This window comes from Geodermatophilus sp. SYSU D01180 (assembly GCF_054050415.1).
In genome coordinates, this window is sequence record NZ_JBJGZH010000009.1 from 26,401 (window position 1) to 52,294 (window position 25,894).

Annotated in this window: 28 protein-coding genes; 17 read left to right on the top strand and 11 right to left on the bottom strand. The window is 75.8% G+C overall.

Annotated features, from left to right (window positions below; all coding sequences use genetic code 11):
* Nucleotides 1-8 precede the first annotated feature (8 nt).
* Nucleotides 9-797 carry an SDR family oxidoreductase gene (locus ACI8AA_RS10355; protein WP_457044371.1) on the bottom strand — a complete coding sequence of 263 codons (789 nt, stop codon included), beginning with the start codon at nt 795-797 and terminating at the stop codon, nt 9-11.
* Nucleotides 798-923: 126 nt separating this feature from the next.
* Here ACI8AA_RS10355 and mshA point away from each other — a divergent pair, with 126 nt between their 5' ends.
* From mshA to ACI8AA_RS10380, 5 genes are read left to right on the top strand one after another with little or no spacing between them, the layout of a single operon-like run.
* Nucleotides 924-2,210, top strand: coding sequence for a D-inositol-3-phosphate glycosyltransferase (gene mshA / locus ACI8AA_RS10360; RefSeq protein WP_457044372.1), 1,287 nt, complete (start codon nt 924-926; stop codon nt 2,208-2,210).
* Nucleotides 2,211-2,223: 13 nt separating this feature from the next.
* Complete coding sequence (locus tag ACI8AA_RS10365; RefSeq protein WP_457044373.1) at nt 2,224-2,808, top strand: YbjN domain-containing protein; 585 nt, start codon at nt 2,224-2,226, stop codon at nt 2,806-2,808.
* On the top strand, nt 2,805-4,397 hold the full coding sequence (locus ACI8AA_RS10370) for an MFS transporter (RefSeq protein ID WP_457044374.1): 1,593 nt from the start codon (nt 2,805-2,807) through the stop codon (nt 4,395-4,397). The genes ACI8AA_RS10365 and ACI8AA_RS10370 overlap by 4 nt, the downstream gene beginning before the upstream one ends.
* Nucleotides 4,398-4,415: 18 nt before the next feature.
* Entirely contained in the window at nt 4,416-4,718 is a 303-nt protein-coding gene (locus ACI8AA_RS10375; protein ID WP_457044375.1) for a hypothetical protein, read from the top strand.
* 5 nt (nt 4,719-4,723) lie between these two features.
* Nucleotides 4,724-5,494 (top strand): phosphoglyceromutase, encoded by a 771-nt coding sequence (locus ACI8AA_RS10380; RefSeq protein ID WP_457044376.1) that lies wholly within the window; start codon nt 4,724-4,726, stop codon nt 5,492-5,494.
* Between the two features lie 60 nt (nt 5,495-5,554).
* Here ACI8AA_RS10380 and phoU read toward each other — a convergent pair whose 3' ends face one another.
* Entirely contained in the window at nt 5,555-6,208 is a 654-nt protein-coding gene (phoU, locus tag ACI8AA_RS10385) for a phosphate signaling complex protein PhoU (RefSeq protein ID WP_387988372.1), read from the bottom strand.
* 219 nt (nt 6,209-6,427) lie between these two features.
* Here phoU and ACI8AA_RS10390 point away from each other — a divergent pair, with 219 nt between their 5' ends.
* Both ACI8AA_RS10390 and ACI8AA_RS10395 read left to right on the top strand, forming a co-directional pair.
* On the top strand, nt 6,428-7,654 hold the full coding sequence (locus ACI8AA_RS10390) for a sensor histidine kinase (RefSeq protein ID WP_457044377.1): 1,227 nt from the start codon (nt 6,428-6,430) through the stop codon (nt 7,652-7,654).
* Nucleotides 7,651-8,331 (top strand): winged helix-turn-helix domain-containing protein, encoded by a 681-nt coding sequence (locus ACI8AA_RS10395; protein WP_456938205.1) that lies wholly within the window; start codon nt 7,651-7,653, stop codon nt 8,329-8,331. The genes ACI8AA_RS10390 and ACI8AA_RS10395 overlap by 4 nt, the downstream gene beginning before the upstream one ends.
* Before the next feature lie 40 nt (nt 8,332-8,371).
* On the opposite strand, the gene ACI8AA_RS10400 is transcribed toward ACI8AA_RS10395, so the two are convergent.
* The gene (locus ACI8AA_RS10400) at nt 8,372-8,593 is read right to left on the bottom strand and encodes a DUF3072 domain-containing protein (RefSeq protein WP_446757487.1); all 222 of its coding nucleotides are present in this window, start codon (nt 8,591-8,593) and stop codon (nt 8,372-8,374) included.
* 10 nt (nt 8,594-8,603) lie between these two features.
* Entirely contained in the window at nt 8,604-8,822 is a 219-nt protein-coding gene (locus ACI8AA_RS10405; protein ID WP_457044378.1) for a hypothetical protein, read from the bottom strand.
* Nucleotides 8,823-8,903: 81 nt separating this feature from the next.
* On the opposite strand from ACI8AA_RS10405, the gene ACI8AA_RS10410 reads away from it, so the two are divergent.
* A complete protein-coding gene (locus ACI8AA_RS10410; protein WP_457044379.1) occupies nt 8,904-9,917 on the top strand; it encodes a helix-turn-helix domain-containing protein in 1,014 nt (337 codons plus the stop codon).
* 305 nt (nt 9,918-10,222) lie between these two features.
* On the opposite strand, the gene ACI8AA_RS10415 is transcribed toward ACI8AA_RS10410, so the two are convergent.
* From ACI8AA_RS10415 to ACI8AA_RS10425, 3 genes are all read right to left on the bottom strand, one after another.
* On the bottom strand, nt 10,223-11,062 hold the full coding sequence (locus ACI8AA_RS10415) for a class I SAM-dependent methyltransferase (RefSeq protein WP_457044380.1): 840 nt from the start codon (nt 11,060-11,062) through the stop codon (nt 10,223-10,225).
* A gap of 5 nt (nt 11,063-11,067) precedes the next feature.
* A complete protein-coding gene (locus ACI8AA_RS10420) occupies nt 11,068-13,245 on the bottom strand; it encodes a bifunctional MFS transporter/dTMP kinase (RefSeq protein WP_457044381.1) in 2,178 nt (725 codons plus the stop codon).
* 94 nt (nt 13,246-13,339) lie between these two features.
* On the bottom strand, nt 13,340-14,146 hold the full coding sequence (locus tag ACI8AA_RS10425) for a hypothetical protein (RefSeq protein ID WP_457044382.1): 807 nt from the start codon (nt 14,144-14,146) through the stop codon (nt 13,340-13,342).
* Between the two features lie 40 nt (nt 14,147-14,186).
* On the opposite strand from ACI8AA_RS10425, the gene ACI8AA_RS10430 reads away from it, so the two are divergent.
* Nucleotides 14,187-15,131 (top strand): Ppx/GppA phosphatase family protein, encoded by a 945-nt coding sequence (locus ACI8AA_RS10430; protein ID WP_457044383.1) that lies wholly within the window; start codon nt 14,187-14,189, stop codon nt 15,129-15,131.
* A complete protein-coding gene (locus tag ACI8AA_RS10435) occupies nt 15,131-16,003 on the top strand; it encodes a hypothetical protein (RefSeq protein ID WP_457044384.1) in 873 nt (290 codons plus the stop codon). Before ACI8AA_RS10430 ends, ACI8AA_RS10435 begins: the two co-directional genes overlap by 1 nt.
* Nucleotides 16,004-16,030: 27 nt before the next feature.
* Here the strand turns inward: ACI8AA_RS10435 and ACI8AA_RS10440 are convergent, their stop codons facing one another.
* Nucleotides 16,031-16,600 (bottom strand): type 1 glutamine amidotransferase domain-containing protein, encoded by a 570-nt coding sequence (locus ACI8AA_RS10440; RefSeq protein ID WP_457044385.1) that lies wholly within the window; start codon nt 16,598-16,600, stop codon nt 16,031-16,033.
* 105 nt (nt 16,601-16,705) lie between these two features.
* Here ACI8AA_RS10440 and proC point away from each other — a divergent pair, with 105 nt between their 5' ends.
* The 5 genes from proC to ACI8AA_RS10465 all read left to right on the top strand — a co-directional run bounded on the left by proC (nt 16,706) and on the right by ACI8AA_RS10465 (nt 20,516).
* Nucleotides 16,706-17,524 (top strand): pyrroline-5-carboxylate reductase, encoded by an 819-nt coding sequence (gene proC / locus ACI8AA_RS10445; RefSeq protein ID WP_457044386.1) that lies wholly within the window; start codon nt 16,706-16,708, stop codon nt 17,522-17,524.
* A 251-nt stretch (nt 17,525-17,775) separates the two neighbouring features.
* The gene (locus tag ACI8AA_RS10450; protein ID WP_456901439.1) at nt 17,776-18,117 is read left to right on the top strand and encodes a helix-turn-helix domain-containing protein; all 342 of its coding nucleotides are present in this window, start codon (nt 17,776-17,778) and stop codon (nt 18,115-18,117) included.
* 267 nt (nt 18,118-18,384) lie between these two features.
* The gene (locus ACI8AA_RS10455) at nt 18,385-18,483 is read left to right on the top strand and encodes a 30S ribosomal protein bS22 (protein ID WP_012854759.1); all 99 of its coding nucleotides are present in this window, start codon (nt 18,385-18,387) and stop codon (nt 18,481-18,483) included.
* Nucleotides 18,484-18,493: 10 nt separating this feature from the next.
* Complete coding sequence (locus tag ACI8AA_RS10460; RefSeq protein WP_457044387.1) at nt 18,494-19,612, top strand: NAD-dependent epimerase/dehydratase family protein; 1,119 nt, start codon at nt 18,494-18,496, stop codon at nt 19,610-19,612.
* Complete coding sequence (locus ACI8AA_RS10465; protein ID WP_457044388.1) at nt 19,605-20,516, top strand: lysophospholipid acyltransferase family protein; 912 nt, start codon at nt 19,605-19,607, stop codon at nt 20,514-20,516. The genes ACI8AA_RS10460 and ACI8AA_RS10465 overlap by 8 nt, the downstream gene beginning before the upstream one ends.
* A gap of 215 nt (nt 20,517-20,731) precedes the next feature.
* Here ACI8AA_RS10465 and ACI8AA_RS10470 read toward each other — a convergent pair whose 3' ends face one another.
* The 3 genes from ACI8AA_RS10470 to ACI8AA_RS10480 form a co-directional block, all read right to left on the bottom strand.
* Entirely contained in the window at nt 20,732-21,646 is a 915-nt protein-coding gene (locus ACI8AA_RS10470; protein ID WP_457044389.1) for an HAD family hydrolase, read from the bottom strand.
* A gap of 94 nt (nt 21,647-21,740) precedes the next feature.
* A complete protein-coding gene (locus ACI8AA_RS10475; RefSeq protein ID WP_457044390.1) occupies nt 21,741-22,922 on the bottom strand; it encodes a DUF5667 domain-containing protein in 1,182 nt (393 codons plus the stop codon).
* Nucleotides 22,923-23,040: 118 nt separating this feature from the next.
* Nucleotides 23,041-23,841 carry a sigma-70 family RNA polymerase sigma factor gene (locus tag ACI8AA_RS10480; protein ID WP_457044391.1) on the bottom strand — a complete coding sequence of 267 codons (801 nt, stop codon included), beginning with the start codon at nt 23,839-23,841 and terminating at the stop codon, nt 23,041-23,043.
* A 199-nt stretch (nt 23,842-24,040) separates the two neighbouring features.
* On the opposite strand from ACI8AA_RS10480, the gene ACI8AA_RS10485 reads away from it, so the two are divergent.
* Both ACI8AA_RS10485 and ACI8AA_RS10490 read left to right on the top strand, forming a co-directional pair.
* Nucleotides 24,041-25,558, top strand: a complete 1,518-nt coding sequence (locus ACI8AA_RS10485; protein ID WP_457044392.1) for an AMP-binding protein — start codon at nt 24,041-24,043, stop codon at nt 25,556-25,558.
* Nucleotides 25,555-25,806, top strand: a complete 252-nt coding sequence (locus tag ACI8AA_RS10490; RefSeq protein WP_456949112.1) for a glutaredoxin family protein — start codon at nt 25,555-25,557, stop codon at nt 25,804-25,806. Before ACI8AA_RS10485 ends, ACI8AA_RS10490 begins: the two co-directional genes overlap by 4 nt.
* Nucleotides 25,807-25,894: the final 88 nt, after the last annotated feature.

Sequence of the window (25,894 nt, forward strand, 5' to 3'; positions counted from 1 at the left end):
CCGACGGCTCAGAGCTCCTCGCGGTGCACCTTGTGCTGGGCGGCCTGGGCACGCGGGCGGACGACGAGCAGGTCGACGTTGACGTGGTGCGGGCGGGTGAGCGCCCAGGCCACGCAGTCGGCGACGTCCTCGGCCACCAGCGGCCGGCGCACCCCGCGGTAGACCGACTCCGCCCGCTCCCGGTCGCCGACCCGGTTGAGGGTGAACTCCTCGGTCTTGACCATCCCGGGCGCGATCTCCACGACCCGGACCGGCTGGTCGTACAGCTCCAGCCGCAGCGTCTCGGCCAGCGTGTGCACCGCGTGCTTGGCCGCCGTGTAGGACGCCCCACCCTCGTAGGAGACCAGCCCCGCCGTGGAGCCCATGAACAGCAGGTCGCCGGCGCCGGACGCGACGAGCTTCGGCAGCAGCGCCTTGGTCAGCCGGACGGTGCCGAGCACGTTGACCTCGTAGGTCCGCGCCCACGAGTCCAGGTCGGCCTCGGCCACCGGCGCGGCGTCGAACGCCCCACCGGCGTTGTTGACCAGCACGTCCACGCGGTCCAGGGCGGCGGCGAACGCCTCGACCGACGCCGGGTCGGTGAGGTCCAGCGGCAGCGCCCGGGCGCCGATCCGCTCGGCGAGCCCGGTCAGCCGGTCCAGCCGCCGGGCCCCGACGACGACGTCGAAGCCCTCCGCCGCCAGCCGGGCCGCGGTGGCCGCGCCGATGCCGCTGGAGGCGCCCGTGACGACGGCGGTGCGACCGGTCCCCGGCAGCGCACGCGGGCCGGAGGAGGAGATCTCGGCAACACCGGTCATGTGGTCATCCTGACCCTGTTGCAGGATGGAGAGTCGACAGGGGTGCTGCACCGGCACCCGGGGCGGCGAGGTGGGAGGTCGTGGGTGCCTGCTCGCCGCCTCCTCCCTCCGCGTGCGCCGCGGCGGGTGGCGACCATCTCGGTGCACACCAGCCCGCTGGACCAGCCCGGCGCCGGCGACGCCGGGGGCATGAACGTCTACATCGTCGAGGTCTCCCGCCGGCTGGCCGCCCGCGGCATCGCCGTCGACGTCTTCACCCGCGCCACCTCCAGCGACCTGCCGCCGGTGGTCGAGATGAGCCCCGGCGTGACCGTGCGGCACGTCAGCGCCGGCCCGTTCGAGGGCCTGGGCAAGGAGGAGCTGCCCGGCCAGCTGTGCGCCTTCACCGCCGGCGTGCTGCGCGAGGAGGCCCAGCACGAGCCGGGCCACTACGACGTCGTCCACTCGCACTACTGGCTCTCGGGCCAGGTCGGCTGGCTGGCGCGGGACCGGTGGAGCGTGCCGCTGATCCACACCGCGCACACCCTCGCCAAGGTGAAGAACGCCGCGCTGGCCGACGGCGACCGGCCCGAGCCGCGCGCCCGCGTGATCGGCGAGGAGCAGGTGGTCGCCGAGGCCGACCGGCTGGTGGCCAACACCGACGAGGAGGCCGACCAGCTCGTCGAGCACTACGGGGCGGACCCGCGCCGCACCCTCGTCGTCCCCCCGGGCGTGGACCTCGACCGCTTCACCCCCGGCGACCGCGCCGCCGCCCGCCGCGCGCTGGGCGTGCCCGCCGACGCCGTCGTGCTCACCTTCGTCGGCCGCATCCAGCCGCTCAAGGCGCCCGACCTGCTGCTGGCCACCGCCGCCCGGATGCTCGAGGGCGACCCGGCGCTGCGCTCCCGGCTGCGGGTGCACGTGGTCGGGGCGCCGAGCGGGTCGGGCCTGGAGGCGCCGCGGCAGCTCGAGGAGCTCGCCGCGCACCTGGGCATCGCCGACCTGGTGCGCTTCCTGCCGCCGCAGCCGCCGGACCGGCTGGCCCTGCACTACCGCGCCGCCGACGTCGGCGTCGTCCCCAGCCACAACGAGTCCTTCGGCCTGGTCGCGCTCGAGGCCCAGGCCTGCGGGACCCCGGTGGTCGCCGCCTCGGTCGGCGGCCTGCGGACGGCGGTCCGCGACGGGGTGTCCGGCGTCCTGGTGGACGGGCGGGACGCCGGCGCCTACGCGGCGGCGGTCCGCGCCGTCCTCGAGCGCCGGCAGCTCATGGGCGCCGGCGCCCGCCGGCACGCCGCCGCGTTCTCCTGGGACCGCACCGCCGACGCGCTGGTGGCCGCCTACTCCTCGGCCGCCGCGGAGATGGCCGTCGCCGCCCGGCGCCGCCGCGCGCTCGGCTCGCTGCGGCCGGTCGCGGGGACGCAGGTGGCCTGGTGAGCGAGGGGGCCTGGTGAGCGAGGGGATCGGGGAGGCGCCCACCACGCGCGCCGACGTCGTCGCCGCGCTGGACGCGGTCATCGACCGCACGCTGCGCGAGGCCGACCTGGTGCACGAGCACCCGGCGCCCGGTCGCTGGCTGGTCGACCTCCCGGGCACCAAGAAGCTCAAGACGGTCTGCGGGCTCATCGTCGGCGAGCACGCGCTGCGGATCGAGGCGTTCGTCTGCCGCCAGCCCGACGAGAACCGCGAGCAGCTGTGGACCTACCTGCTGCAGCACAACGCGCGCATGTACGGCGTCGCCTACTCGGTCGACCGGGTCGGCGACGTCTACCTCACCGGCCGCGTCCCGCACGCCGCGGTGACCCCGGAGGAGCTCGACCGGCTGCTCGGCGCGGTCCTCAGCTACGCCGACGACCACTTCAACACCATGCTCGAGATCGGCTTCGGCACCTCGATCCGCCGGGAGTGGGAGTGGCGGGTCAAGCGCGGCGAGTCGCTGCGCAACCTGGAGGCCTTCGCCGCCTTCGCCCAGCAGGGCCGGACCGAGCGGCCGGCCGACGGCGGGGGAGCGTCGCCCGCGGACGGCGGGGGATGACCACCACCGGGCGGCCCGCGGCGGCGCCGGCCGTCGAGGAGCGCCCCGGCTACGCCCGGCGGTGGTGGGTGCTGGCCACCATGACCGTCTGCCTGCTCGTGGTGATCACCGGCAACACGACGCTCAACGTGGCCATCCCGACGCTGCAGCGGGAGCTCGGCGCCACCCAGGGCGAGCTGCAGTGGGCCGTCGACGCCTACATCGTCGTGTTCGCCGGGCTGCTGTTCTCCTGGGGCGTCATCGGCGACCGCATCGGCCGCCGCCGGGTGCTGCTGATCGGCCTCGCGGTCTTCGCCGGCGGCTCGGTGCTGGCCGCCTTCTCCGACAGCCCGCTGGAGCTCATCGCCTGGCGGGCGGTGATGGGGGTCGGCGGGGCCGCGGTGCAGCCGACGACGCTCGCCGTCATCACCAACGTCTTCCCGCCGGCCGAGCGGGGCCGCGCCATCGGCATCTGGGCGGCCACCGCCGGGCTCGCCGTCGCCGGCGGCCCGCTGGCCAGCGGCCTGGTGCTGACGCACTTCTGGTGGGGCGGGATCTTCCTCATCGGCGTGCCGGTCGCCCTGGTCGGCGTCCTCGGCACGCTCGCCTTCGTGCCCGAGTCGCGGGACCCCGACCCGGGCCGGCTCGACGTCCCGGGCGTGCTGCTGTCGATCGCCGCGCTGGCCGGGCTGGTCTACGGGCTCATCCACGGCGGCTCGGGCGTGGGCTGGGGGACGCCGGAGGTGCTCGTCCCGCTGGTCGGCGGCGCGCTGCTCATGGTGCTGTTCGTCTGGCTGCAGCGGCGCTCGACACACCCGACCCTCGACGTCTCGCTGTTCCGCAACCCGGCGTTCTCCGCGGCCGCCGCCGCCCTGGGCCTGAACTTCTTCGCCCTGATGGGCGCGACGTTCTACCTCGTCTACTACCTGCAGGGCGCCCGCGGCTACGACCCGCTGCAGTCCGGCGCCGCGCTCATCCCGGTGGCGCTGGGCATGGCGGTGATGGCGCCGCGCAGCTCCCGGCTGGCCGAGCGGTTCGGCGCCAAGGCCGTCTGCGCGTCCGGCTTCGGGCTCATCACGCTGTCGTTCCTGGGCTTCCAGCTGCTCGACCAGGCCGCGCCGCTGTGGCTGTTGCTCACCACGCTGACCGTGCAGGGGCTGGGCATGGGCGCGGTCATGGCCCCGGCGACCGAGTCGATCATGTCGGTGGTGCCGCGGGAGAAGGCCGGCGCGGGCGCGGCGGTGAACAACACCGTCCGCCAGGTGGGCGGGGCGCTCGGCGTCGCGATCCTCGGCTCGGTGCTCGCGACCGCGTACGCGGCCAACGTCCGCGGCGCCGTCGACGTGCTGCCGGCCGGGCTGCGCGACGAGGCGAGCACCTCGATCGCGGCGACCCTCGAGGCGGCCGGGGCGACGGCGGACGAGGCGCGGGCCGCCGGGGACGCCGAGCTCGCCGCGGCCGCCGACGCGCTCGCCGACACCGCCCGTGACGGGTTCGTCGCGGCGATGCACCTGACCGCCGTCGGGACCGCGGCGGCCGCGGCGGTCGCCGCCGTCGTGGTCCTGGTGTGGCTGCCCGGGCGGCGCGAGACGGGCACGCAGGCGGCCTGAGGGGCCTAGCGTGGGTGCGTGCAGGAGCCGCCCGCCGCGCAGGAACGGCTGGGCCGCGCGCTGATCGGCGTGGTCGCCGCGTCCGGCCTGGTCTACCCGCTGCTGCTGTGCGCGGTGCAGCTGGTGCTGGTGCAGCTGTTCGTCGTCGACGTCGCCGCCACCGCGCTGTGGCTGGCGGTCGCGCTGACCTGCAGCGTGGCGCTGGTCGCCGCCGTGCGCTGGGGTGCCGCCCGCCGGGTGCTCAGCCCGTGGCTGCTGCTCGGGCTGGTCCCGCCGGTGCTGTACGAGGCGTGGGTGCTCTGGCCGCTGCTGGCAGGATGACCGGTGTGACGACGTCTGCGGAGAACGCACCCGGCACCCTGGTCCTGCTCCGCCACGGCGAGAGCGAGTGGAACAAGGCCAACCTGTTCACCGGCTGGGTGGACGTCGAGCTGTCGGAGAAGGGCCGGGCCGAGGCCACCCGCGGCGGGCAGCTGCTGGCCGAGCACGGCCTGCTGCCCGACGTGCTGCACACCTCGCTGCTGCGGCGGGCGATCACCACCGCGGAGCTGTCCCTGGCCGCCGCCGACCGGCAGTGGATCCCGGTGCGCCGCTCGTGGCGGCTCAACGAGCGGCACTACGGCGCGCTGCAGGGCAAGGACAAGGCGGCCACCCTCGCCGAGTACGGCGAGGAGCAGTTCATGACCTGGCGGCGCTCCTACAGCACCCCGCCGCCGCCGATCGAGCCCGGCAGCGAGTTCTCGCAGGACGCCGACCCGCGCTACGCCTTCCTGCCGCCGGAGGTGCGCCCGGCCACCGAGTGCCTGGCCGACGTCGTCGTCCGGATGCTCCCGTACTGGTACGACGCGATCGTGCCGGACCTGCGCAGCGGCGCCACCGTGCTGGTGGCCGCCCACGGCAACAGCCTGCGGGCGCTGGTCAAGCACCTCGACGGGATGGGCGAGGACGAGGTGGTCGGGTTGAACATCCCCACCGGCGTCCCGCTGCGCTACGACCTCGACGCCGACCTGCGGCCGGTGAAGCCGGGCGGGGAGTACCTCGACCCCGAGGCCGCCGCGGCCGCGATCGAGGCGGTCAAGAACCAGGGCAAGAAGTAGCCCACCACACGCACGAGGGCCCCACCGCGAGCGGTGGGGCCCTCGTGCGTGTGGGTGCGGTCAGACCGCCTGCATGTCCCGCTCGCCGGTGACGAGGAAGACGACCCGGCGGGCGACACTCACGGCGTGGTCGGCGAAACGCTCGTAGTAGCGGCCGAGCAGGGTGATGTCGATGGCCGACTCCATGCCGTGCGTCCAGCCGGGGCTGAGCAGCTCGGTGAACAGCTGGCGGTGCAGCTGGTCCATGAGGTCGTCGTCCTTCTCCAGCTGCGCGGCGCCCTCGACGTCGAGCTTGGCGATGACGGCGCCGACCTGCGTGACCAGGCTCTGCGCGACGTGACCGGCCTCGAGGAAGATCGGCCGCACCTCGGCGGGGACGGCGGACTCCGGGAAGCGCATCCGGGCGAGCTTGGCCACGTGGACGGCGAGGTCGCCCATGCGCTCGAGGTCGCCGACGATGCGCATCGCGGTGGTGACCGTGCGCAGGTCGGTGGCGACCGGCTGCTGGCGGGCCAGCAGGGTGAAGCAGCGCTCCTCGATGCTCTCGCGCACCGCGTCGATGTGCTCGTCGCCGGCGATGACCAGGTCGGCGAGTGCGACGTCGGCGTCGAGCAGCGCGGTCGTGGCCTTGTTCATCGCCGAACCGACCGAGTTGGCCATCTCCACCAGGCAGTGGTTGATGTCCTCGAGCTCTTCGCGGTAGTGCTCGCGCACGGGTCCTCCTCGTCGGCCGGCCGTCCACCGGGTACCGCCGTCCGGACACCGTCTGCTCGGTGCGCCGTCCTGACGGTTCGAGGGTAGGGGGTGAGGAGACACCGGACGGGCCCGATCGGTGAACGTGGGGGCACCCCAGCGTGAACAGTCGCCCTACCCGGTTGCGGCACCACTCACACGGGGGATGACCGGGTCCGGCCGCGGCCTAGCATCGGCCCCGTGAGCACGCTGGTCGCCCTCGTGGCCGGCTTCGTCGTCGGCGCCGTCGTGGCGGCCGTCGTCGTGCTGCTCGCCCGCCGGCCCGCCGACCGGACCGAGCGCCCCGGCGACGACGACGCCCGGAACGCGCCCTCCGAGGCGCTGCTCGCCCGCCGGCTGCTCGACCTCATGGACCCCGCGGTCCTCCTGCTGGACAAGGACGACGCCGTCGTCGTGGCCAACCCGACCGCGCGCGGGCTCGGCATCGTCCGCGAGCGCCGGCTCGTCGTCCCCGCGCTGCAGGACCTCGTGAAGCAGGTCCGCCGCCGCGGGCACCGGCGTGCGGACGTCACCCTCCCCGGCGAGGTCGTCGGCGCCGGCACGCGGCTGGTCGGCGCGCACGGCGTCCGGCTGGACACCCCGCCCGGCGAGGTCGCGCCCTCGGCCGTCCCCGGCCCCGTGGCGCTGGTCCTCCAGGACGTGACCGAGGCCCGCCGGGTCGAGGCGGTCCGGCGCGACTTCGTCGCGAACGTCGGCCACGAGCTCAAGACGCCGGTGGGTGCGCTGGGCCTGCTCGCCGAGGCCATGCAGGGCGCCGCCGACGACCCGGACACCGTCCAGCGCTTCGCCGCGCGGATGGCCCACGAGGCCGACCGGCTGGCGCGGCTGGTGCGCGAGCTCATCGACCTGTCCCGCCTGCAGGGCGCCGAGCCGCTGCCCGAGCTCGTGCCGGTCGACGTCGACACGGTGCTGGCCGAGGCCGTCGACCGCACCGGCCTGGCCGCGGCGGCCAAGGGCATCACGATCGCCGTCGGCGGCGCCCACGGGCTGACCGTGCGGGGGGTGGAGGCCCAGTTGACGACGGCGGTCACCAACCTGCTGGCCAACGCGGTCGCCTACAGCCCGGAGAACACGAAGATCGCCGTCGGGGCGCGGGCGCGCGGCGGCTTCGCCGAGATCGCCGTCACCGACAGCGGCATCGGCATCCCGCGGGCCGACCGGGAGCGGGTCTTCGAGCGCTTCTACCGCGTCGACCAGTCGCGGGCCAGCAGCACCGGCGGCACCGGCCTGGGGCTGGCGATCGTCAAGCACGTGGCCAGCAACCACGGCGGTTCCGTCAGCGTGTGGAGCGAGGAGGGCCTCGGCTCCACCTTCACGCTGCGCATCCCCCTGGCGGTCGAGGACCGCCGCGAAGCTCCCGGCGCGGCCGCTGGCGCCGCGCCGGTCCTCCAGGAAGGACGGTCATGACCCGAGTGCTCGTGGTGGAGGACGAGGAGTCCTTCTCCGACGCGCTGTCCTACATGCTCGGGCGGGAGGGGTTCGAGGCGGTCGTCGCCGCCACCGGCCCCGACGCCCTGGCCGAGTTCGACCGCGCGGGCGCCGACGTCGTCCTGCTCGACCTCATGCTCCCCGGCCTGCCGGGCACCGAGGTGTGCCGGGCACTGCGTTCCCGCAGCAACGTCCCGATCATCATGCTGACGGCCAAGGACTCCGAGGTCGACAAGGTCGTGGGCCTGGAGCTCGGCGCCGACGACTACGTCACCAAGCCGTACTCGGCGCGCGAGCTGGTCGCCCGGATCCGGGCGGTGCTGCGCCGCCGCGGCGACGTCGACGCCCCCGCCGACGGCGCGCTGGAGGCCGGCCCGGTGCGGATGGACGTCGAGCGGCACGTGGTCGCCGTCGACGGCGAGCCGGTGGCGCTGCCGCTCAAGGAGTTCGACCTGCTCGAGCTGCTGCTGCGCAACGCCGGCCGGGTGCTCACCCGCGGCCAGCTCATCGACCGCGTGTGGGGCTCGGACTACGTGGGCGACACCAAGACCCTCGACGTCCACGTCAAGCGGCTGCGCGCCAAGATCGAGCCCGACCCGGCCAACCCCAAGCACCTGGTGACGGTGCGGGGCCTGGGCTACAAGTTCGAGCAGTAGGCGGGGACCGGCACCCCACGGGGCCGGGGGCCGGCCGGGGTCACTGACCCCGGCCGGTCTCCTCCTGGAGCTCGTCGATCTTCCGGGACGCGTCGGCCTTGGTGATGTCCTCCGGCACGTCCTCGCCGGCCTGGCGGGCCAGCGTGTGGAGGTAGCTCTTCTGCGCCCCGGTGGCGGGCTCGTCGCCGGTCACCCAGTCCGACGGGTCCTTCTCGGCGGTCGGGTCGCCGGCCTGGCCGGTGTTCACGTTCGATTCGCTCATGTGTTCGATCCTAGGCGTGGGCGAGCTCCGCCGCAGGTCGAGCGACCTGTCCGGCCCCGGCGGCCCGCGCGTCCTCCCAGCGCCGGCCGGTGCGGTAGACGTGCACGCTCCCGCAGGAGGGGCACTCGACCGCCATCGCGATGTGGGTCGGGTGGTTGGCGACCGACCGGATGCGCCGTTCGGCGACCAGCTCGTCGGTCCGGGTCACGGGGCAGGTGATCAGCAACATGGGACGAGCGTGCTCCGGCGGCCCGGGACCCACGAGTGGCAGAGGTGACACGGATCGCGTCTTTCCTGCCATGATGTCGGCGTGACCGGAAACGACCGTCCCGTCGTCGTCAGCCTCCTCGCCGGTGACGGCGTCCTGGGCGCCTTCGGCCTCGGCGTCGCCGCCGAGGTCTTCGGCTACGACTACCGCCGCTTCGGCATGCCGCGCTTCGACTTCGCGATCGTCACCGACCGGCCGGGGATGGTGCGCACCGACACCGGGCTGACCCTCTACGTCGAGCACGGCCTGGAGCGGCTGGCCGTCTCCGACGTCGTCCTGGTCACCGCCTGGGAGAAGCTGTCCGCGCCCGTGCCGCCGGAGGTCCTCGACGCGCTGCGCGCCGTGCACGCGCGCGGCGGCCAGATCATCAGTCACTGCACCGGCGCGTTCGTGGTCGCGGCGGCCGGGCTGCTCGACGGCAAGCGGGCCACCACGCACTGGCGCTACGCCGGGGAGCTGGCCGCCCGCTACCCGCGGGTCGACGTCGACCCGCGGGTCCTCTACGTCGACGAGGGCACCCTCATCACCGGCGCCGGCACCGCCAGCGGCGTCGACGCGCTGCTGCACTTCATCCGCCGCGAGTGGGGCGCCGCGGCGGCCAACGCCCTGGCCCGCGAGATGGTCGTGCCGCCGCACCGCGACGGCGGGCAGGCCCAGTACATCGACGAGCCGGTCGCCCGCTGCGAGGACGACCTGCTCGGCCTCGTCCTGGACTGGGCCCGCGCGCACCTGGCCGAGGACATCAGCGTCGAGGTGCTCGCCCGCCGCGCGCTGATGAGCCCGCGCAGCTTCGCCCGCCGCTTCAAGGCCACCACCGGGACGACGCCGCACGCGTGGCTGCTCGGACAGCGGCTCGCCGCCGCGGAGACGCTGCTCGAGGAGAGCGACGCCCCGGTGGAGGAGATCGCCCGGCTGGTCGGCTTCGGCACCGCCGCCGGGTTCCGCGAGCAGTTCAGCCGCCGCCGCGGGGTCTCGCCGCGCGCGTACCGGCAGACCTTCCGCACCGGCGGCGCCCGGGTCGAGCTCGTGCCGGCGGGCGAGGACCCCGCCGCCTAGGCCCCCGCCGCCCGGGACCCCGCCGCCCCCGGGACCCCGCCGCCGGGGACGTCGAGGTACACGCCCCGCACCGCCGCCGACGACGGCACGCTGACCCGCAGCGGGACCCTCCGCCCGGCGGCGTCCACGACCTGCGCGACCTCCCCGGTGCCGGAGGCAGGGGAGGGACGTGCGCGGCACGGGCCCGCCGCCGTTCCCCCGGGGACGCGGGGCCGCCCCGCGCGGCGGGGAACGCGCGGCTCTCCGGGACGTGCCCCGGGGAGTCCGCGGACACCAGCCCGTCGAGGCCGACCCGCACCCGCGCGTCAGGCCAGGGGGACGGGGCGCGCGACGCCGACCAGGGAGTCCAGCCGGCCGGCGTTGGCCGGCGCGAGCGGGCTGCGGACCACCTGCGTCAGCGCGAACCCGGCCCGGGCCAGCAGCATCGCGTGCGTGCGCGGGGTGAAGTGCCAGATGTGCTCGGCGGGCTTGAGCGTCCACCAGCGGGTGCCGAGCAGCCGCGCCGGCAGCGACGAGACGTAGGGCGTGGAGAACAGCACGACGCCGTCGTCGGCCACCAGGGAGCGGGCGGTGCGCCAGAAGTCGAGCGGGTCGGGCACGTGCTCGACGGTGTCCCACGCGCAGACGACGTCGAAGCCCGCCTCCAGCGGCGCCTCGGCGAGCTGACCGCAGAACACGTCGAGCCCGAGCACCTCGGTGGCGTGCTTCGCGCCGGTGCGGGACAGCTCCACCCCGCTGGTCTGCCAGCCGGCCCGGCGTGCGGCGTCGAGGAACAGGCCGTAGCCGGCGCCCACCTCGAGCAGCCGGCCCCCGGCGGCGCGGCCCCGGACCCGGTCGAGCAGCGCGAGCCGCCCGGCGGTCCAGGTGCGCTGCAGCAGCATCGCGGGGTCGAAGCGGCGGGGCTCCTGCGCCGCGTCCCCGTACACGCCGCCCTCGAAGTAGCCGACGTCGTCGTAGAGCCGCTGGAGCGCCTCCGGCCGCAGCCGGGGGCTGATGAACACCAGGCCGCAGGACGGGCAGCGGACGACGCCGAACGGGGCGAGGTCGTGCACGAGCCGGCCGGGGACACCGCACAGGCAGCAGTCGACCGCCTCGGTGTCCTCGGGGGTCCATGTCACCGGGCCGGGGGTCACCGGGGCGTCCACGCCGGTCAGCCTACGGAGCCGCCGCCGATCCCCCCGGTACCGGTCCGCGCCGCGCCGACCGGCGGGTCGGCCGCACCGCAGGCGCCGTCCGCGTGCTCGGCGTGCTCGGGACAGCGCTGGGTGACCAGCGCGGTGAGCTTCCGCCGCACCGCGGTCGACACCAGGCCCTCGCCGTCGGGACCCCCGTCGGCGCCGAGCAGCTCGCCCGGCACGACGAGGTAGCGGTCGGGCGCGGCGTCGGCCTGGGCGAGGAAGGCGGCGCGCACGGCATCGGCGTCGGCGCCCGCGGGACCGGCGGTGACGGGGGTGTCGACGACCACGGTGAGGTCGGGCAGCAGGCCGCGGGTGGCCCACAGCGAGGTGCGGAAGATGCGGTCGGCGTCCAGGCCCTGCCCGGCGCCGTGGAAGGCGATCGAGGTGTCCACGTAGTGGTTGCACACCACGACCTCGCGCCGCTGCAGCGCCGGCCGGATGACCGTGGCCACGTGCTCGGCGCGGTCGGCCGCGGCCAGCAGCGCCGCGGTGTAGGCGGCCACCGGGTGGCCCTCGCCGTCGGTCGCGCCGGCCACCTCGGGCGCCGGCGGGTAGAGCAGCGTGCGGACCTGCCGGCCCAGCCCCGTGTCGCTCGGCTCGTGCGTGGCCACCACCGGGCAGCCCCAGTCGCGCAGCACCTGGGCGAGCTCGGCGGTGTAGCGGCGGGTGAGGTCGCGGTCGGCGCCCTCGACGACGACGAACAGGCCGGTGCCGCTCGCCGAGGCCGACAGGATGTCCGAGCTGCCCCACAGCAGCCGGAACACGTCGCGGGGGCGGGTGCCCGGCCGGCCGCGGGGGACGACCTGACGGACGGCGTAGGCGCTGACCAGCAGCGCGAGGACGCCGCCGATCATCAGCGTGAGACCGGGCCCGGTGAGGCTGAGCATCAGCTCGCCGACGCGCAGGTCGTGGCTGCCGAGCAGGCCGGCCAGGCCGGGACCGACGGCGACCGACAGCAGCAGGACGATGCGCACCGAGGACACGACGAAGGCGAACACGCGGCCGCGCAGCCGGTCCTCGACCTCGAAGCCGATGAGCGTGTAGCCGATGATCCAGGAGATCCCCGCGAACAGGCCGACGAGGAACGCCGCCATGGTGGCGAGGACGAAGTCCTGCAGCAGCGACATCGCCAGCAGCGCGATCCCGGCCAGGCCGATGGAGCGGGCGAACAGGCTGCGCCGCGGGATGGTGGGCAGGATCCGCGGGCCGACCAGCATGCCGAGGGCCAGGCCGGTGAAGACGATGCCGAACACCACGCCGTACCCGGCGGCGCCCGCGTCGAGGGTGGCGATGTAGAGCTGCGCCACGCCGATGATCAGCCCGCCCGCCCCGAACGCGCCGATGACGCCGACGTACAGCGCGCGCATCAGCGGCTGCCCGCGCAGGAAGGAGACGCCCTCGACGACGAGGGAGAACACGTTCGACGACGACTGCCGGTCGACGGGTGTCCGCGGGATGAGCCGCCGGGACAGGAACACCGTGGTGGCCGAGAGCGCGAAGCTCGCCGAGTTGAACAGCAGGGCGACGACGATCGCCGTCCGCGCGTCCGCGGCCCCGCCGCTGCCGGGGAACACGCGGGCGACCGTGGACAGCAGGGCGAACAGCAGCGAGGCGACCGGCACCGCGCCGTAGACGCTGAACAGCGACACCTGGTTGGCCACGGCCAGCCGCTCGCGCGGCACGATCGCCACCCAGATCGCCTGCTTGGCCGGGTTGGTGAACAGCCCGACCGCCTCGACGAGGAACTGCGCGACGTAGAGCCAGGTCAGCTCGTAGCTGAAGGCGATCGACAGGTACAGCGAGCAGGCCAGCAGGTCGCCGACGACGACGGTGGTGCGGCGGTCGAGCCGGTCGGCCAGCGCGCCGGCGATCGGGCCGAGGAGCAGGTCGGGCAGCAGCCGGGTGAGGATGACGCCGGAGATCGCCGCGCCCTGGACGCCGAGCGACTGGTCGCGGGTGAGCTGCTGGGCCATCGCCGTGGTGGCCAGCAGGCCCAGCCAGTCGCCGAGGCTGGAGACGGTGATCGCCGCCCACATGCGGCGGAACACCGGGATGCGCAGGAGGACGAGCAGCGCGTTCTCCTGCGCCCGCCCACTGGCCGACGACCCCGCCGGGCGCGCGCGGGGGCTCGCCGCCTGTCCGTCGCTCACAGTCCTCGCCGTCCGGTCGTCGCGGTCGTCCCCAGCAGGGTAGTGGCGGGGGGTGTCGATCCGGCCGCCGCCGCACCCGGACGGGGAGTGCCGCTCAGCCGCCGGGCCGCAGCCGGGGCAGCGGGAGGGGCACCGGCGCCGGGCTGGCCGGGTGCGGGGCGACCAGGCCGAGGTCCAGCCGGGCCTCGGTGAGCCGGCGCAGCTCGGCGTAGGCCGCCGGGCCGAGCAGGCTGGTGAGCTCGGCGGCGTAGGTGACCACCAGCGGCTCGGGGGAGACGTGCGCGGCCGGGGAGCCGGTGCACCACCAGTGCAGGTCGGCGCCGCCCGGGCCCCAGCCGCGGCGGTCGAACTCGCCGATCGTGCTCACCAGCACCGTCGTCCCGTCGGGCCGCTCGACCTCCTCCTGCTCGCGGCGCACCGGCAGCTGCCAGCAGACGTCGGGCTTGGTGAGCAGCGGGTGCAGTTCCTCGCGCAGCGCCATCCGGTGCAGCGCGCAGCCGGTGCCGCCCGGGAAGCCGGGGCGGTTGAGGAAGACGCAGGCGCCGTCGACCAGGCGGGTGCGCAGCGAGCGGACGCCGCCCTCCTCGTCGGCGTCGTCCTCCTCGGTCCAGGCGCCGCGGCCGAGCGGCGCGAGCTGCCAGTCCTCGTCGGTGAGGTCGGCGACGGCGGCGGTCACCCGGGCGAGGTCGTCCTCGTCGCTGAAGAACGCGCCGTGGCTGCAGCAGCCGTCGTCGGCCCGGCCCTCGACGACGCCGGCGCAGCCGCGGCCGAACACGCAGGTCCAGGCCGAGGACAGCCAGGTGAGGTCGGCGCGGACGACGTGCCGCGGGTCGGCCGGGTCCGGGAACTCGATCCACTCGCGGGCGAAGTCCGGGTCGACCTCCGGCGGTACGTCCTGCACCGGTCCAGCCTAGGGACGGCCCGACCGGCAGACTGACCGCATGCGGCTCGGGGTGCTGGACGTCGGCTCGAACACCGTCCACCTGCTCGTGGTGGACGCCCACCGCGGCGGCCACCCCACCCCGACGTACGACGACCGCGCGGTCCTGCGCCTGGCCGAGCACGTCGGCAAGGACGACGTCCTCTCCAGGACCGGGGAGAAGGCGCTGGTCACCGCCGTGCGCAAGGCATGCCGGCGGGCCGAGGAGCAGGGCTGCGACGAGGTCCTCGCGCTGGTCACCTCGGCCATCCGCGAGGCGGTCAACGGCATGGAGGTGCTCGACCGCGTCCGCGCGCAGACCGGCGTCGAGCTGCAGGTGACCAGCGGCGAGGAGGAGGCCCGGCTGACCTTCCTCGCCGTCCGCCGCTGGTACGGGTGGAGCGCGGGCCGGCTGCTGGTCCTCGACATCGGCGGCGGCTCGCTCGAGCTGGCCAGCGGCGTCGACGAGGACCCCGACGTCGCGCTGTCGGTGCCGCTGGGCGCCGGGCGGATGACCCGCCGCTTCCTGCAGGACGCCGCCGAGGGCGGCCGGCCCGACCTCGCGGCCCTGGAGGCGCTGGGCGAGCACGCGGCCGACGTGCTCAAGCCGGCGGCGAAGAAGCTCCGCGGCGCCGGCGCGCCGGACCTGGTGGCGGCGACCAGCAAGACCTTCCGCACGCTGGCCCGGCTGACCGGCGCGGCGCCCTACTCGGCCGGCCTGCGGGTCCCCCGCGAGCTCACCCTCGACGGCCTCGGCCAGCTGATCGGCTTCGTGTCCCGCATCGAGGCACGCAGCCTCGCCGAGCTGCGCGGCGTGTCGCCCGACCGCGCCCACCAGGTGCCGGCCGGTGCCGTGGTGGCGCAGGCGGCCATGCAGGCGCTGGAACTACCCTCCGTCAAGATCTGTCCGTGGGCGCTGCGCGAGGGCGTCATCCTGCGGCGACTGGACTCCTTGGGAGACGCGTGATGGCCCAGCCCCGCAGGGACCCCGACCCCGGGCGCGGCCCGGAGACCGGCGGCCGGCCGCTGGCCGACATCCTGCGCGAGGCCGGCATCGAGGCACCGCGCAGCGTGCGCCGGCGCCGCGGCGACACCGGCGACATCCCGATCAAGCAGCGCCGCCGGGACCCCGACACCGAGGACGCACCCAACCCCGGCCGCCGCGCCGGCGACACCGGCCGGGTCTCCGAGACCGGCCGGCTGTCCCGCGACACGGGACCGGTCGCCGACACCGGCCGCCCGGCGCGGGACCGGGCCGCGGAGAAGGCGGCCGCGCGGGCCGAGAAGGCGGGCCGGGCCGAGAAGGCCGCGGAGAAGGCCGCCGGGAGGGCGGCCGAGAAGGCCAGGAGGACCCGGGACACCGGTCGCGTCGCGGGGGCGCCGGCCGAGGACGGGCGCGGTCCGGCCGAGCCGTCGACCGCGGCCATCCCGGGCATCCGGCCCTCCCGCAAGCCCGGCGTCCCCGGCGCCTCGGCGGCGGGGCCCACCCCGGCCACCGGACCGATCCCGGTCACCCGCGCCGGGGAGACCGAGGTCCTCGACGAGCCGCTGGGCGCCAAGGAGGGCGCGCTGGCCTGGCTGCGCTTCGCCGGCGAGCTGGTCCTGGCGCTGGCCGCCGGTGTCGGCATCTACTTCCTGGCCACCGTCGTCTGGGAGCAGGTGCCGCAGGTCGCGGTGGTCCTCGCCCCGCTCGCGGTGACCGGCCTGGTCGCCGGCGTGGGCGCCTGGCGGCAGCGCACCGGCCGCGAGCCCACCGGGCTGCGGCTGGTCGCCGTCCTCGTGTTCGCCGGGACGCTGCTCACCATCGCCCCGGCCGCCGGGCTGCTCGCCGGCACCTGAGGTGCCGCCGGGCAGCCCGGCGGCACCTCACTCGTCCTCGTCGTCCTCGTCGGCGCCGGCCTGGCCGAACTGCTCGACGATCGCCGCGCTGAACGCGTCGAGGTCGTCGGGGTTGCGGCTGGTGACCAGGTTGCCGTCGACGACGACCTCCTCGTCGACCCACTTCGCGCCTGCGTTGCGCAGGTCGGTCTGCAGCGACGGCCACGACGTCATCCGGCGACCGCGGACGACGTCGGCCTCCGCCAGCACCCACGGCGCGTGGCAGATCGCCGCGACCGGCTTGTCCGCGTCGAAGAACGCCTTCACGAAGGCGACGGCGTCGGCGTCGGCACGGACGAAGTCGCCGTTGATGACGCCGCCGGGCAGGACCAGCGCCGCGTAGTCCTCGGGGTCGGCCGAGGCGACGGTCGTGTCCACCTTCCTCGTGTCGCCCTTGTCGATGTGCTGGTACATCGTGATGCTGCCGCCGTCCAGCGAGACCAGCTCCGGCTCGGCCCCGGCGTCCTCCAGCGCCTGCCACGGCCGCTCGAGCTCGACCTGCTCGACGCCGTCGGTCGCGAGCACGGCCACCTTCATCCCGTCCAGTTCTCCTGCCATGCGGGCGCGGCTACCCGGCACCGGGAGGCGGCACACCCGCGCGCACTACCGTCCGACGCGGGGTCGATGCGGCGTCCGGCGCACACCGAGAGCTGGGAGAACGGGATGGCACAGCGGCAGGGCCTGGCGGTCTACGGCGGCGGGAAGATGGGCGAGGCGCTGCTGGCCGGGCTGGTGAAGAGGCAGGGCCCGGACGGCGTCGTCGTCTGCGAGCGGCACCCGGAGCGGGGCCGCGAGCTCGCCACCCGCTACGGCATCGACGTCGTCGGGATCGAGGAGGCGGCCGCCCGCGCGCGGGTGCTGCTCCTGGCGGTCAAGCCGCAGGACCTGCCGGGGCTGCTGGAGCGGCTGGCGCCGTCGGTGGACCCCGGGCACCTGGTGGTGAGCATCGCCGCCGGCATCTCCACCGCCACGATCGAGGCGGCGCTGCCGGCCGGCGTGCCGGTGGTGCGGGTCATGCCCAACACCCCGGCGCTGGTCGACGAGGGGATGAGCGTGCTCTCGGCCGGGGCGTCGGCGGGCGAGGCCGAGCTGGACGAGGCCGAGGCGCTGCTGTCCACCGTCGGCCGGGTGGCGCGGGTGCCCGAGTACCAGCAGGACGCGGTGACGGCGCTGTCCGGCAGCGGGCCCGCCTACTTCTTCTACCTCGTCGAGGCGATGGTCGACGCCGGGGTGCTGCTCGGCCTGCCGCGGGCGCTGACCACCGAGCTGGTGGTCCAGACGGCGCTGGGGTCAGCGGTGATGCTGCGCGAGTCGGGGGAGCACCCGGCCCAGCTGCGGGACGCGGTGAGCAGCCCCGGCGGCACCACCATCGCCGGCATCCGGGAGCTGGAGCGGCACTCGGTGCGCTCGGCGCTCATCGCGGCCATCGAGGCGGCCGCCCGCCGCTCGGTGGAGCTCGGCCGGGCCGACGGGAGCCGGTGACGGTAACCCGGCAGCGGCCGAAGAGGGGGACGCTGCGTGATCGTGTCGACACGTCCACGTGGAGACGCGCCGACACGGCTGTGAAGCGAGTTGCATAGGTGTAGTTCTGACAGGGACGGACCGTTCCCCGTGTTCGTTTCTTCCATCGCTTCTGTCACGCGGGCCCCCCTACTCTCTGTGTCAGCACGTGCGTGTCCCGTAGTCGGTGGGGAAGCCGACGCCCGACGCGTGCTAGGTCCGGAGAGCTGATCATGACCATGCCCCAGCGCACCAACGCCGCCTACGTCCGCCCGGCCGTCCCCGGCCCGCGCCCCATGGCCCGCCCGATGCCGGCCGCCGCCGTCGCGCGCCCCGTCGGCCCGGCCCACCCCGCGGCGATGCCCGTCGGCCGCCCGGCCGTCCCGCAGCCGCGCGCCGCGGTCACCTTCCTGACCGTCGCCGAGGTCGCCAGCATGATGCGCGTCTCCAAGATGACCGTGTACCGCCTCGTGCACGCCGGCGAGCTGTCCGCCGTCCGCGTCGGCCGCTCCTTCCGCGTCCCCGAGCGCGCCGTCCAGGACTACCTGCGCGACGCCTACACCGACATCGCCTGACGAAGGACCTCCCTGCTCCCACGCCTCGCTCCGCCCGGCGCGGGCCCCTGCAGGGAGGCCGTTCCATCCCCTCGCCAGGGGGAGATCCATCCGGCCCGGTTCCCGCGGCAGCGTCGCCGCGGGGGCGCCGGGTAGGCTCGGGCGCCGAGCGACACCCCGGCCCCGGCCGGAGCCTGTCGCACACGAGCTGATCCACACTCGCGTGGCGTCCGGTTCCGAACCAGCGGTCCCCGGCGCGACACGCGGCAACGACGTCGGGAGCAGGACATGGGTTCGGTCATCAAGAAGCGCCGCAAGCGGATGGCGAAGAAGAAGCACCGCAAGCTGCTGAAGAAGACCCGCGTGCAGCGTCGCAACAAGAAGTGAGCTGACGCTCGTGCCGCCCGCCGTCGTCCTCGTCACCGGTGTCAGCCGGTGGCTCGGTGGTGCGCTGGCGGCCGAGCTCGCTCGCGACCCGTCCATCGACCGGGTCATCGGGGTCGACACCGTCCCCCCGTCGGCGGAGCTGCTCCGCCGCCTCGGCCGCACCGAGTTCGTGCGCGCCGACATCCGCAACCCGCTGATCGGCAAGGTCATCAGCACCGCGGCGGTCGACACCGTCGTGCACATGAACATCAGCTCCACGCCCGCCGGTGCCGGCGGGCGGGGGCCGATGAAGGAGCTCAACGTCATCGGGACGATGCAGCTCCTCGCCGCCTGCCAGCGCGCGCCCTCGGTGCGCCGGCTGGTGCTCAAGTCGACCAGCGCCGTGTACGGTGCCTCCCCGCGCGACCCCGCCGTCTTCACCGAGGCGATGCAGGCGCGCCGGGTGCCCTCGGGCGGGTTCGCCAAGGACAGCCTCGACATCGAGGGCTACGTGCGGTCCTTCGCGCGCCGCCGTCCCGACGTCGGGGTCGCGGTCCTGCGGTTCACCAACTTCATCGGCCCGCGCATCGACTCGGTGCTCACCGGGTTCCTGCGCATGCCCGTCGTCCCCACCGCCCTCGGCTACGACGCCCGGGTGCAGCTGCTGCACGAGGACGACGCCCTCGGCGTCCTCGCCCGCGCGACGAGCGGGGACTTCGCGGGGACGGTGAACGTCGGGGGAGAGGGCACGTTGCTGCTCTCCCAGGTCATCCGCCGGCTGGGCCGGCTGCAGCTGCCGGTGCCCTCGCCGGCGCTGGGCTCCCTCGGCCGGCTCACCCGCCGCTTCGGCTACGTCGACTACTCCCCGGAGCAGATGCGCTTCCTCAACTTCGGCCGGGTCGTGGACACGACCGTGCTGCGCAGAGAGTTCGGCTACACCCCCCGCTACACCACCGCCGAGGCGCTGGCCGACTACGCGCGCACCGTGCCGCCGGTGGTCCCGCCGACCCTGGTCGGCGAGGTGGCCGACCAGGCCCGCGGGCTGGTCGCGCGGGCCGGGTCGGTCGCCTCCTCCGTGGGGACGACGGTGCAGGGCCGGCTGCGGCCGTCGCCGGCCCCGCCGGGACTGCGGGCGGTGCGCGATGCCTGAGGCCCGCGTCATCCGGCTGCGTCCCGACGACGACGGCCGGCCGCACGTCCCGCCGCCGGCGGACCCGAGCTGGGACGAGCAGGTGGCCGGTGGCCTGGAGTTCCTCCGCCGCCGCCTGACCGGCGAGTACGAGACGGACGAGTTCGGCCTCGACACCGACCTCACCGACCACGTGCTCCTGCCGGTCCTGCGGCCGCTGTTCAACCGGTGGTTCCGCGTCGAGACCCACGGCATCGAGAACGTGCCCACCGACGGCGGGGCGCTGGTGGTGGCGAACCACTCCGGCACGCTGCCGGTCGACGCGCTCATGGCCACCGTCGCGCTGCACGACGACCACCCGGCGCAGCGGCGGTTCCGGCTGCTCGGCGCCGACCTGGTCTTCGACCTGCCCTTCGTCGGGTCGCTGGCCCGCAAGTTCGGCGCCACGCTGGCCTGCAGCGAGGACGCCGAGCGGCTGCTGTGCGCCGACGAGCTGGTCGGCGTCTTCCCCGAGGGGTTCAAGGGGATCGGCAAGCCGTTCCGCGACCGGTACACGCTGCAGCGGTTCGGCCGGGGCGGTTTCGTCACGGCGGCTCTGCGCACCGGCAAGCCGATCGTCCCGTGCGCCATCGTGGGCGCCGAGGAGATCTACCCGATGGTCGGCAACGCGAGGACCCTCGCGCGGCTGCTGGGGCTGCCCTACTTCCCGGTGACGCCGACCTTCCCCGCGCTCGGACCGCTCGGGCTGGTGCCGCTGCCGTCGAAGTGGCTGATCGCCTTCGGCGAGCCGATCGAGACGGCGCACTACGGCCCGGCCGCCGCCGAGGACCCGATGCTGGTGTTCAACCTGACCGACCAGGTCCGGGAGACCATCCAGCACTCGATCTACCAGCTGCTCCTGCAGCGCAAGTCCGTCTTCTCCTGACCCGCGACGAGTGCGGGCCCGGAGGGTCCGCCGAGGAGCGGGTCGGAGTCGCACTGCGGGGTGGGAGACGGCACGTGCTCGCGGGTGCCGAGGTGACGCGCCCTGCGAGGTGCCGCGAGGGTGGGGGCCGGAGGCTCCCGCGACCGAGCGGCAGGAAGGGCTCCACGCGGCAGGGGGACGGCACGTGGCCGCGGTGTCGGCCGGAGGCCGACGGATCAGAACGGCCAGGCGTTGCGGCGGCGGAGGGCGACCGCGCCACCGACGACGCCACCGGTGACCGCCGCGGCCGCCACGGTGGGGACGCCGATCCGGGCGGCCTTCCGGCCGGTGCGGAAGTCGCGGACGGTCCAGTCGCGGGAGCGGGCGACCGCGCGCAGCTCGGTGTCGGGGTTCACCGCCACCGCCGTCCCGGTCAGGGTGAGCATCGGCAGGTCGTTGGCCGAGTCGCTGTAGGCGGTGCAGCGGGCCAGGTCCAGCCCCTCCCGCTCGGCCAGCGCCCGCACCGCCTCGGCCTTGGCCTCGCCGTGCATGAGCTCGCCGACCAGCCGGCCGGTGTAGCGGCCGTCGACCACCTCGGCGACCGTGCCCAGCGCGCCGGTGAGGCCCAGCCGGTGGGCGATGATCCGCGCCAGCTCCACCGGCGTCGCGGTGACCAGCCACACCCGCTGGCCGGCGTCGAGGTGCTGCTGGGCCAGGTTGCGGGTGCCCGACCAGATCCGGTCGGCCATGAGCTCGTCGTAGATCTCCTCGCCGGCGTCGACGATCTCGGCGACCGTCCGGCCGGCGACGAAGGCCAGCGCGGTCTCGCGGATGGTGTGCATGTCGCCGGCGCTCTCGTTGCCCGCGACGCGGAACTTGGCCTGCTGCCACGCGAAGCGGGCGATGTCGCGGGAGGTCAGGTACTTCCGGGAGGCCAGGCCGCGGGCGAACCAGAACAGCGAGGCGCCCATCATCATCGTGTTGTCGACGTCGAAGAACGCGGCGGCGGTGCGGTCGGCCACCACGGCCGGGACCGGCTCGACCTCCGCGGCGGCCGCGGACGCCGCGCCGGCGACGTGCGCGCGGATCTCCTCCTCGGACGGCGCCCCGCCGTCCTGCCTGCGGCGGCCGCGGAACGGCAGACCCGGCACGGGCTCCCTCCCCTGGGGTGATCCCTCCGCCCTGGGGCGGTACCCGGCCGACCTTATCGGCCGCCCGCCGGGACCCCCGACCCGGACCGGGACCTCAGCAGAGGATCGGCCAGAGGCAGATCGGCAGCGGGGTGTCCAGGATCGGCGGCGGCGTGGTGGTGGACGGCGCGGACGGCTGACCGCCGCCCCCGGGCAGCGGGAGCGGCGGCAGGGGCAGGCCCCCGGTGGGTGCGGGCGAGGTCGTCGTCGGCGCGGTGCCACCGGTGGGGGTGCTCCCGCCCCCGGAGCCGGTCGGCGCCGCCGGGCCGCTGCCGCTGGACGGGGCAGGCGGCGGGCTCGAGGGCGCCGGGGCCGACGACGGGGCCGGCTGCGTCGACGGCGCGGCCGGCTGGTCGGGGGTCGGGGTGCCGGGGCCGGCCGGTGCGGGGGCCGTCGTCCCCGAGCCCGCCGGCGGCGGGGCCGGGGCGGCGCCGCAGGCGACGGGCAGCGGGCCGAACCGGTCCGCCCCGGAGACGGCGGGGCCGGTGGGGCAGTCGAGCGCGGTGCGCAGCTCCGCCGCGCGGGTGCCGACCTCGGAGACCACCCCGAGCGAGCGGGTGGCGGCGGTGCCGGCGTCCGCGGGCAACGCGCCCTGCAGGCCGGCGAGGCCGGAGCCCTGGTCCTCGGCCCAGCCGGCGAGGACCGCCAGGGGAGCGGTGTCGCGGCCGGCGACGGCCTGGGTCAGCACGAGGGCGGCGCCCTCGGTGGTTTGGGCGTCCATGGTGGCGAGGGTGTCGACCACCAGGTCGGCCGGCGGCGCGCCCCCGCCGTCCTCGACCAGGTCGCCGAGCTCCTGCAGCCGGGTGGTGGCGAACTCCAGCAGCGTCAGGCCGCGCTCGTCGCCGGCCAGCGCGAGCTGGGTCTGCTCGGTGCCCCGCTTGAGGGCGTAGAGCGCGTCGCCGGGCTCGGCGTCGGTGGACAGCGCGACCAGGGACCCGAGCGCGGTGACCGCCAGCGCCGCTCCGGCGACCCCGGCGGTCAGCCGGGACCGCCACGCCGGGCGGCGGGGAGCCGGCCGCGCGGCCCACAGCCGGGACAGGCCGCGGCGCGGCTCCGGCTCCGGGGAGCGGACGGCGGCCATCGCCACCAGCCGGGCGCGGGTGGCCGCGCGGAAGTCGGGCGAGGGCTCGTCGTCGAGGTCCACGGCGAGCGCGCGGAGCCGGTCCTCGAGGGCCGCCTCCCGCTGCTGCACGGACGCGCGGCGGGTCGCCCCCGCGGCGTCGTGCTCGGCGCTCACCTGGGTCCTCCGGTCGCTCGGTCGGGAGTCGATCGACGGGAGCAACGACGCAGGTCGGGGGCCGTTACGGCGTACCCGCGGGTAACAACGGCGGGTCCCGCGCCCGGGGTCCCGCGCGTCACCGCAGCCCCTCCGGCAGCAGGCCGGCCAGCCGCCGCACCGCCCGGTGCTGCAGCGCCTTGACCGCGCCGTCCTTCTTGCCCATGACCGCCGCGGTCTCCGACACCGACAGCCCCTGGAGGAACCGCAGCGAGATGCACTCCTGCTGCTCGCCGCCCAGCTGGCGGATGCAGGCCAGCAGCTGCTCGTTGGTGAGCCGGGAGACGACGGCGTCCTCGGGGCCGTCGGTGGCCTGGTCGGCGTCGCGCATGTCCGCGGTGGTGACCTCCAGCCGGAACCGGCTGCTCTTCACGTGGTCGCGGATGATGTTGCGGGCGATGGTCACGAGCCAGGCGCCGACGTCGCGGCCCTGGAACGACAGCGAGTCGATGCGCCGCAGCGCGCGGACGAAGGTCTCGCTGGTGAAGTCCTCGGCCTGGGCGCGGTCGCCCACCCGGTGCAGCACGTACCGGTAGACCAGCGTCACGTAGTGGTCGTAGAGCCGGCCGAACGCCTCGGCGTCGCCGGCCTGCGCCTGCCGGACCAGGTCCCAGACGTCGACCCGGTCGTCGGGCAGGTCCTCCTCGAGCGCCGCGAGCTCCTCGGCGAGCGCGCCCTCGTCCTCCTCGGGCGGCTCCGCGACGGCATCGGCCGAGACGGCCTCCGGGGCGACGGCCTCGGGGTCGACGGCGACGTCCGGCTCCGCCGGCGCGCCCTCCACGCTGGCGCGCGGGTACGGCGTCGGGCGGGGGCGCGGACCGGGCCGCCGCCCCGCCGGGACGGCGGACGACCGCTCGTCCACCGGGCGCGACTGCGGCATGCGGGACGTCGACCTCCTCGTCGGCCCGCCGAGCCGCGACGGCTCGCCCGGGGGGTCCTCCCGGCTCGGCGGTGTCCCGCTGTCCTGCGGGTCCTCTCCCATGGTGACAACATCACTGCGAACCGTCCACGTCGGCCGGCCGTGCGGTACGTCTCGGTACCTCGCCGGGGGGACCGCCGCCGCCCCGCAGGAGGTGCCCGTGACCCCGCCGGTGACCGCCGCGATCCCGGAGCCGACCCCCACCGGCCTGGCCGCCCTGGTCCGCGCCGCCGCCGGGGAGCGGCCCGGCGCCCCCGCCGTCGTCGACGGCGCCACGCGGCTGACCTGGGCCGAGCTCGACGCGCTCGTCGACCGCGCCGCCGCCGGCTACGCCGCCCGCGGCCTCGCGCCGGGCGACCGCGTCGCCGTGCAGCTGCCCAACGGCGTGGACTGGCTGCGCGCCGTGCTGGGCGCGCTGCGCGCCGGGCTGGTCGTCGTCCCGGTCAACACCGCCTACACCGACCCGGAGCTCGAGCACCTCCTCACCGACTCCGGCGCCGCGCTGCTGGTGGCCCGGCGGGAGCCGCCGGCCGGCGTGCCCGTGCTCGCCGGGCCGCCCGAGGCCGACGGCCCGCCGCCGGAGCACCCCGACGACCCCGCCGCCCTGGCCTTCCTCGCCTACACCAGCGGCACCACCGGCCGGCCGCGCGGCGCGATGCTCACCGCCGGCGCGCTGCGCGCCAACCAGCGGCAGTGCCTGGGGATGCAGCCGCCGCCGGTGCGTCCCGACGACCGCGTGCTGCTGGTCCTGCCGCTGTTCCACGTCTACGGCCTCAACGCCGGCTTCGGCCTGGTCGTCGCCACCGGCGCCTGCGCGGTGCTGCAGCCGGCCTTCGACCCGCGCGCGTCGCTGGAGGTCATGGAGCGCGAGCAGGTCACCACGGTCCCCGGGGCCCCGCCGGTGTACCAGGCGTGGTTGGCGGTCGCCGACGCCGACGGCAGCGACGCCGGGCTGCGCCGCGCGTTCGCCGCGGTGCGGATGGCCACCTCGGGTGCCGCCCCGCTGCCGCAGGAGACGTGGACGGCGATGCGCGACCGCGCCGCCGTCCGGGTGTGGGAGGGCTACGGCCTCACCGAGGCCTGCCCGGTGGTGGCCAGCACGTTGGCGACCGGGCGGGCCAAGCCGGCCTGCATCGGCGGCCCGGTGCCCGGCGTCGAGGTCGACCTCCGGGGACCGGCCGGTGACCCCGAGGAGGAGGGGCCGGGGGAGGTCTGGGTGCGCGGCCCCAACCTGTTCTCCGGGTTCTGGCCCGACGGCGCCGACGGCCCGGACGACGACGGCTGGCTGGCCACCGGCGACCTCGCCCACCGCGACGACGACGGCGACCTGCACCTGGTCGACCGGCGCAGCGACCTGGTGCTGGTCAGCGGGTTCAACGTCTACCCGGCGGAGGTGGAGCGGGTGCTGGACGCGCACCCCGCCGTCGCCGAGAGCGCGGTCATCGGGGTCCCCGACCCGCGCACCGGCGCGTCCGTCCACGCGGTCGTCGTCCTGCGGCCCGGCGCGCGGGCGACCGCGGAGGAGCTCCGCGAGCACGCGGCGGCGTCGCTGGCCCGGTACAAGGTGCCCGCGTCGGTCACCTTCCGGTCCGCGCTGCCGCACTCGCTCACCGGCAAGGTCAGCCGGGCGCGGCTGCGGGAGCTCGGCCTCGCCCCGGAAGGAGGAGGCACCCCGTGACCGAGACCCCCGTGCGGCTGGAGCTGCTCACCCGGGCCGGCTGCCACCTGTGCGTCACCGCGGCCGAGACGCTCGCGCGGATCGCCGGGGAGGCCGGCGTCGCCACCCGCGAGGTCGACGTCGACGCCGACCCGGAGCTGCAGGCCGAGTACGGCGACCGGGTGCCGGTGGTGCTGCTCGACGGCCGGGAGCACTCCTACTTCACCGTCGACGTCCCCCGGCTGCGCCGCGACCTCGGCATCGCATGAGGACCCCGTCCTCCCCACCCCTCGCAGGCCCGGGGCGGGACCCGGGACGGGGCCGTCCGAGAGAGTCGGAAGACGCCCAGGCGGGTAT

Excerpts from the sequence above, each read along its gene's own strand:
- ACI8AA_RS10355 (WP_457044371.1), bottom strand. The coding sequence starts at position 797 with ATGACCGGTGTTGCCGAGATCTCCTCCTCCGGCCCGCGTGCGCTGCCG.
- ACI8AA_RS10370 (WP_457044374.1), top strand. The coding sequence starts at position 2,805 with ATGACCACCACCGGGCGGCCCGCGGCGGCGCCGGCCGTCGAGGAGCGC.
- ACI8AA_RS10395 (WP_456938205.1), top strand. The coding sequence starts at position 7,651 with ATGACCCGAGTGCTCGTGGTGGAGGACGAGGAGTCCTTCTCCGACGCG.
- ACI8AA_RS10400 (WP_446757487.1), bottom strand. The coding sequence starts at position 8,593 with ATGAGCGAATCGAACGTGAACACCGGCCAGGCCGGCGACCCGACCGCC.
- ACI8AA_RS10405 (WP_457044378.1), bottom strand. The coding sequence starts at position 8,822 with ATGTTGCTGATCACCTGCCCCGTGACCCGGACCGACGAGCTGGTCGCC.
- ACI8AA_RS10430 (WP_457044383.1), top strand. The coding sequence starts at position 14,187 with ATGCGGCTCGGGGTGCTGGACGTCGGCTCGAACACCGTCCACCTGCTC.
- ACI8AA_RS10435 (WP_457044384.1), top strand. The coding sequence starts at position 15,131 with ATGGCCCAGCCCCGCAGGGACCCCGACCCCGGGCGCGGCCCGGAGACC.
- ACI8AA_RS10440 (WP_457044385.1), bottom strand. The coding sequence starts at position 16,600 with ATGGCAGGAGAACTGGACGGGATGAAGGTGGCCGTGCTCGCGACCGAC.
- proC (WP_457044386.1), top strand. The coding sequence starts at position 16,706 with ATGGCACAGCGGCAGGGCCTGGCGGTCTACGGCGGCGGGAAGATGGGC.
- ACI8AA_RS10450 (WP_456901439.1), top strand. The coding sequence starts at position 17,776 with ATGACCATGCCCCAGCGCACCAACGCCGCCTACGTCCGCCCGGCCGTC.
- ACI8AA_RS10455 (WP_012854759.1), top strand. The coding sequence starts at position 18,385 with ATGGGTTCGGTCATCAAGAAGCGCCGCAAGCGGATGGCGAAGAAGAAG.
- ACI8AA_RS10465 (WP_457044388.1), top strand. The coding sequence starts at position 19,605 with ATGCCTGAGGCCCGCGTCATCCGGCTGCGTCCCGACGACGACGGCCGG.
- ACI8AA_RS10480 (WP_457044391.1), bottom strand. The coding sequence starts at position 23,841 with ATGCCGCAGTCGCGCCCGGTGGACGAGCGGTCGTCCGCCGTCCCGGCG.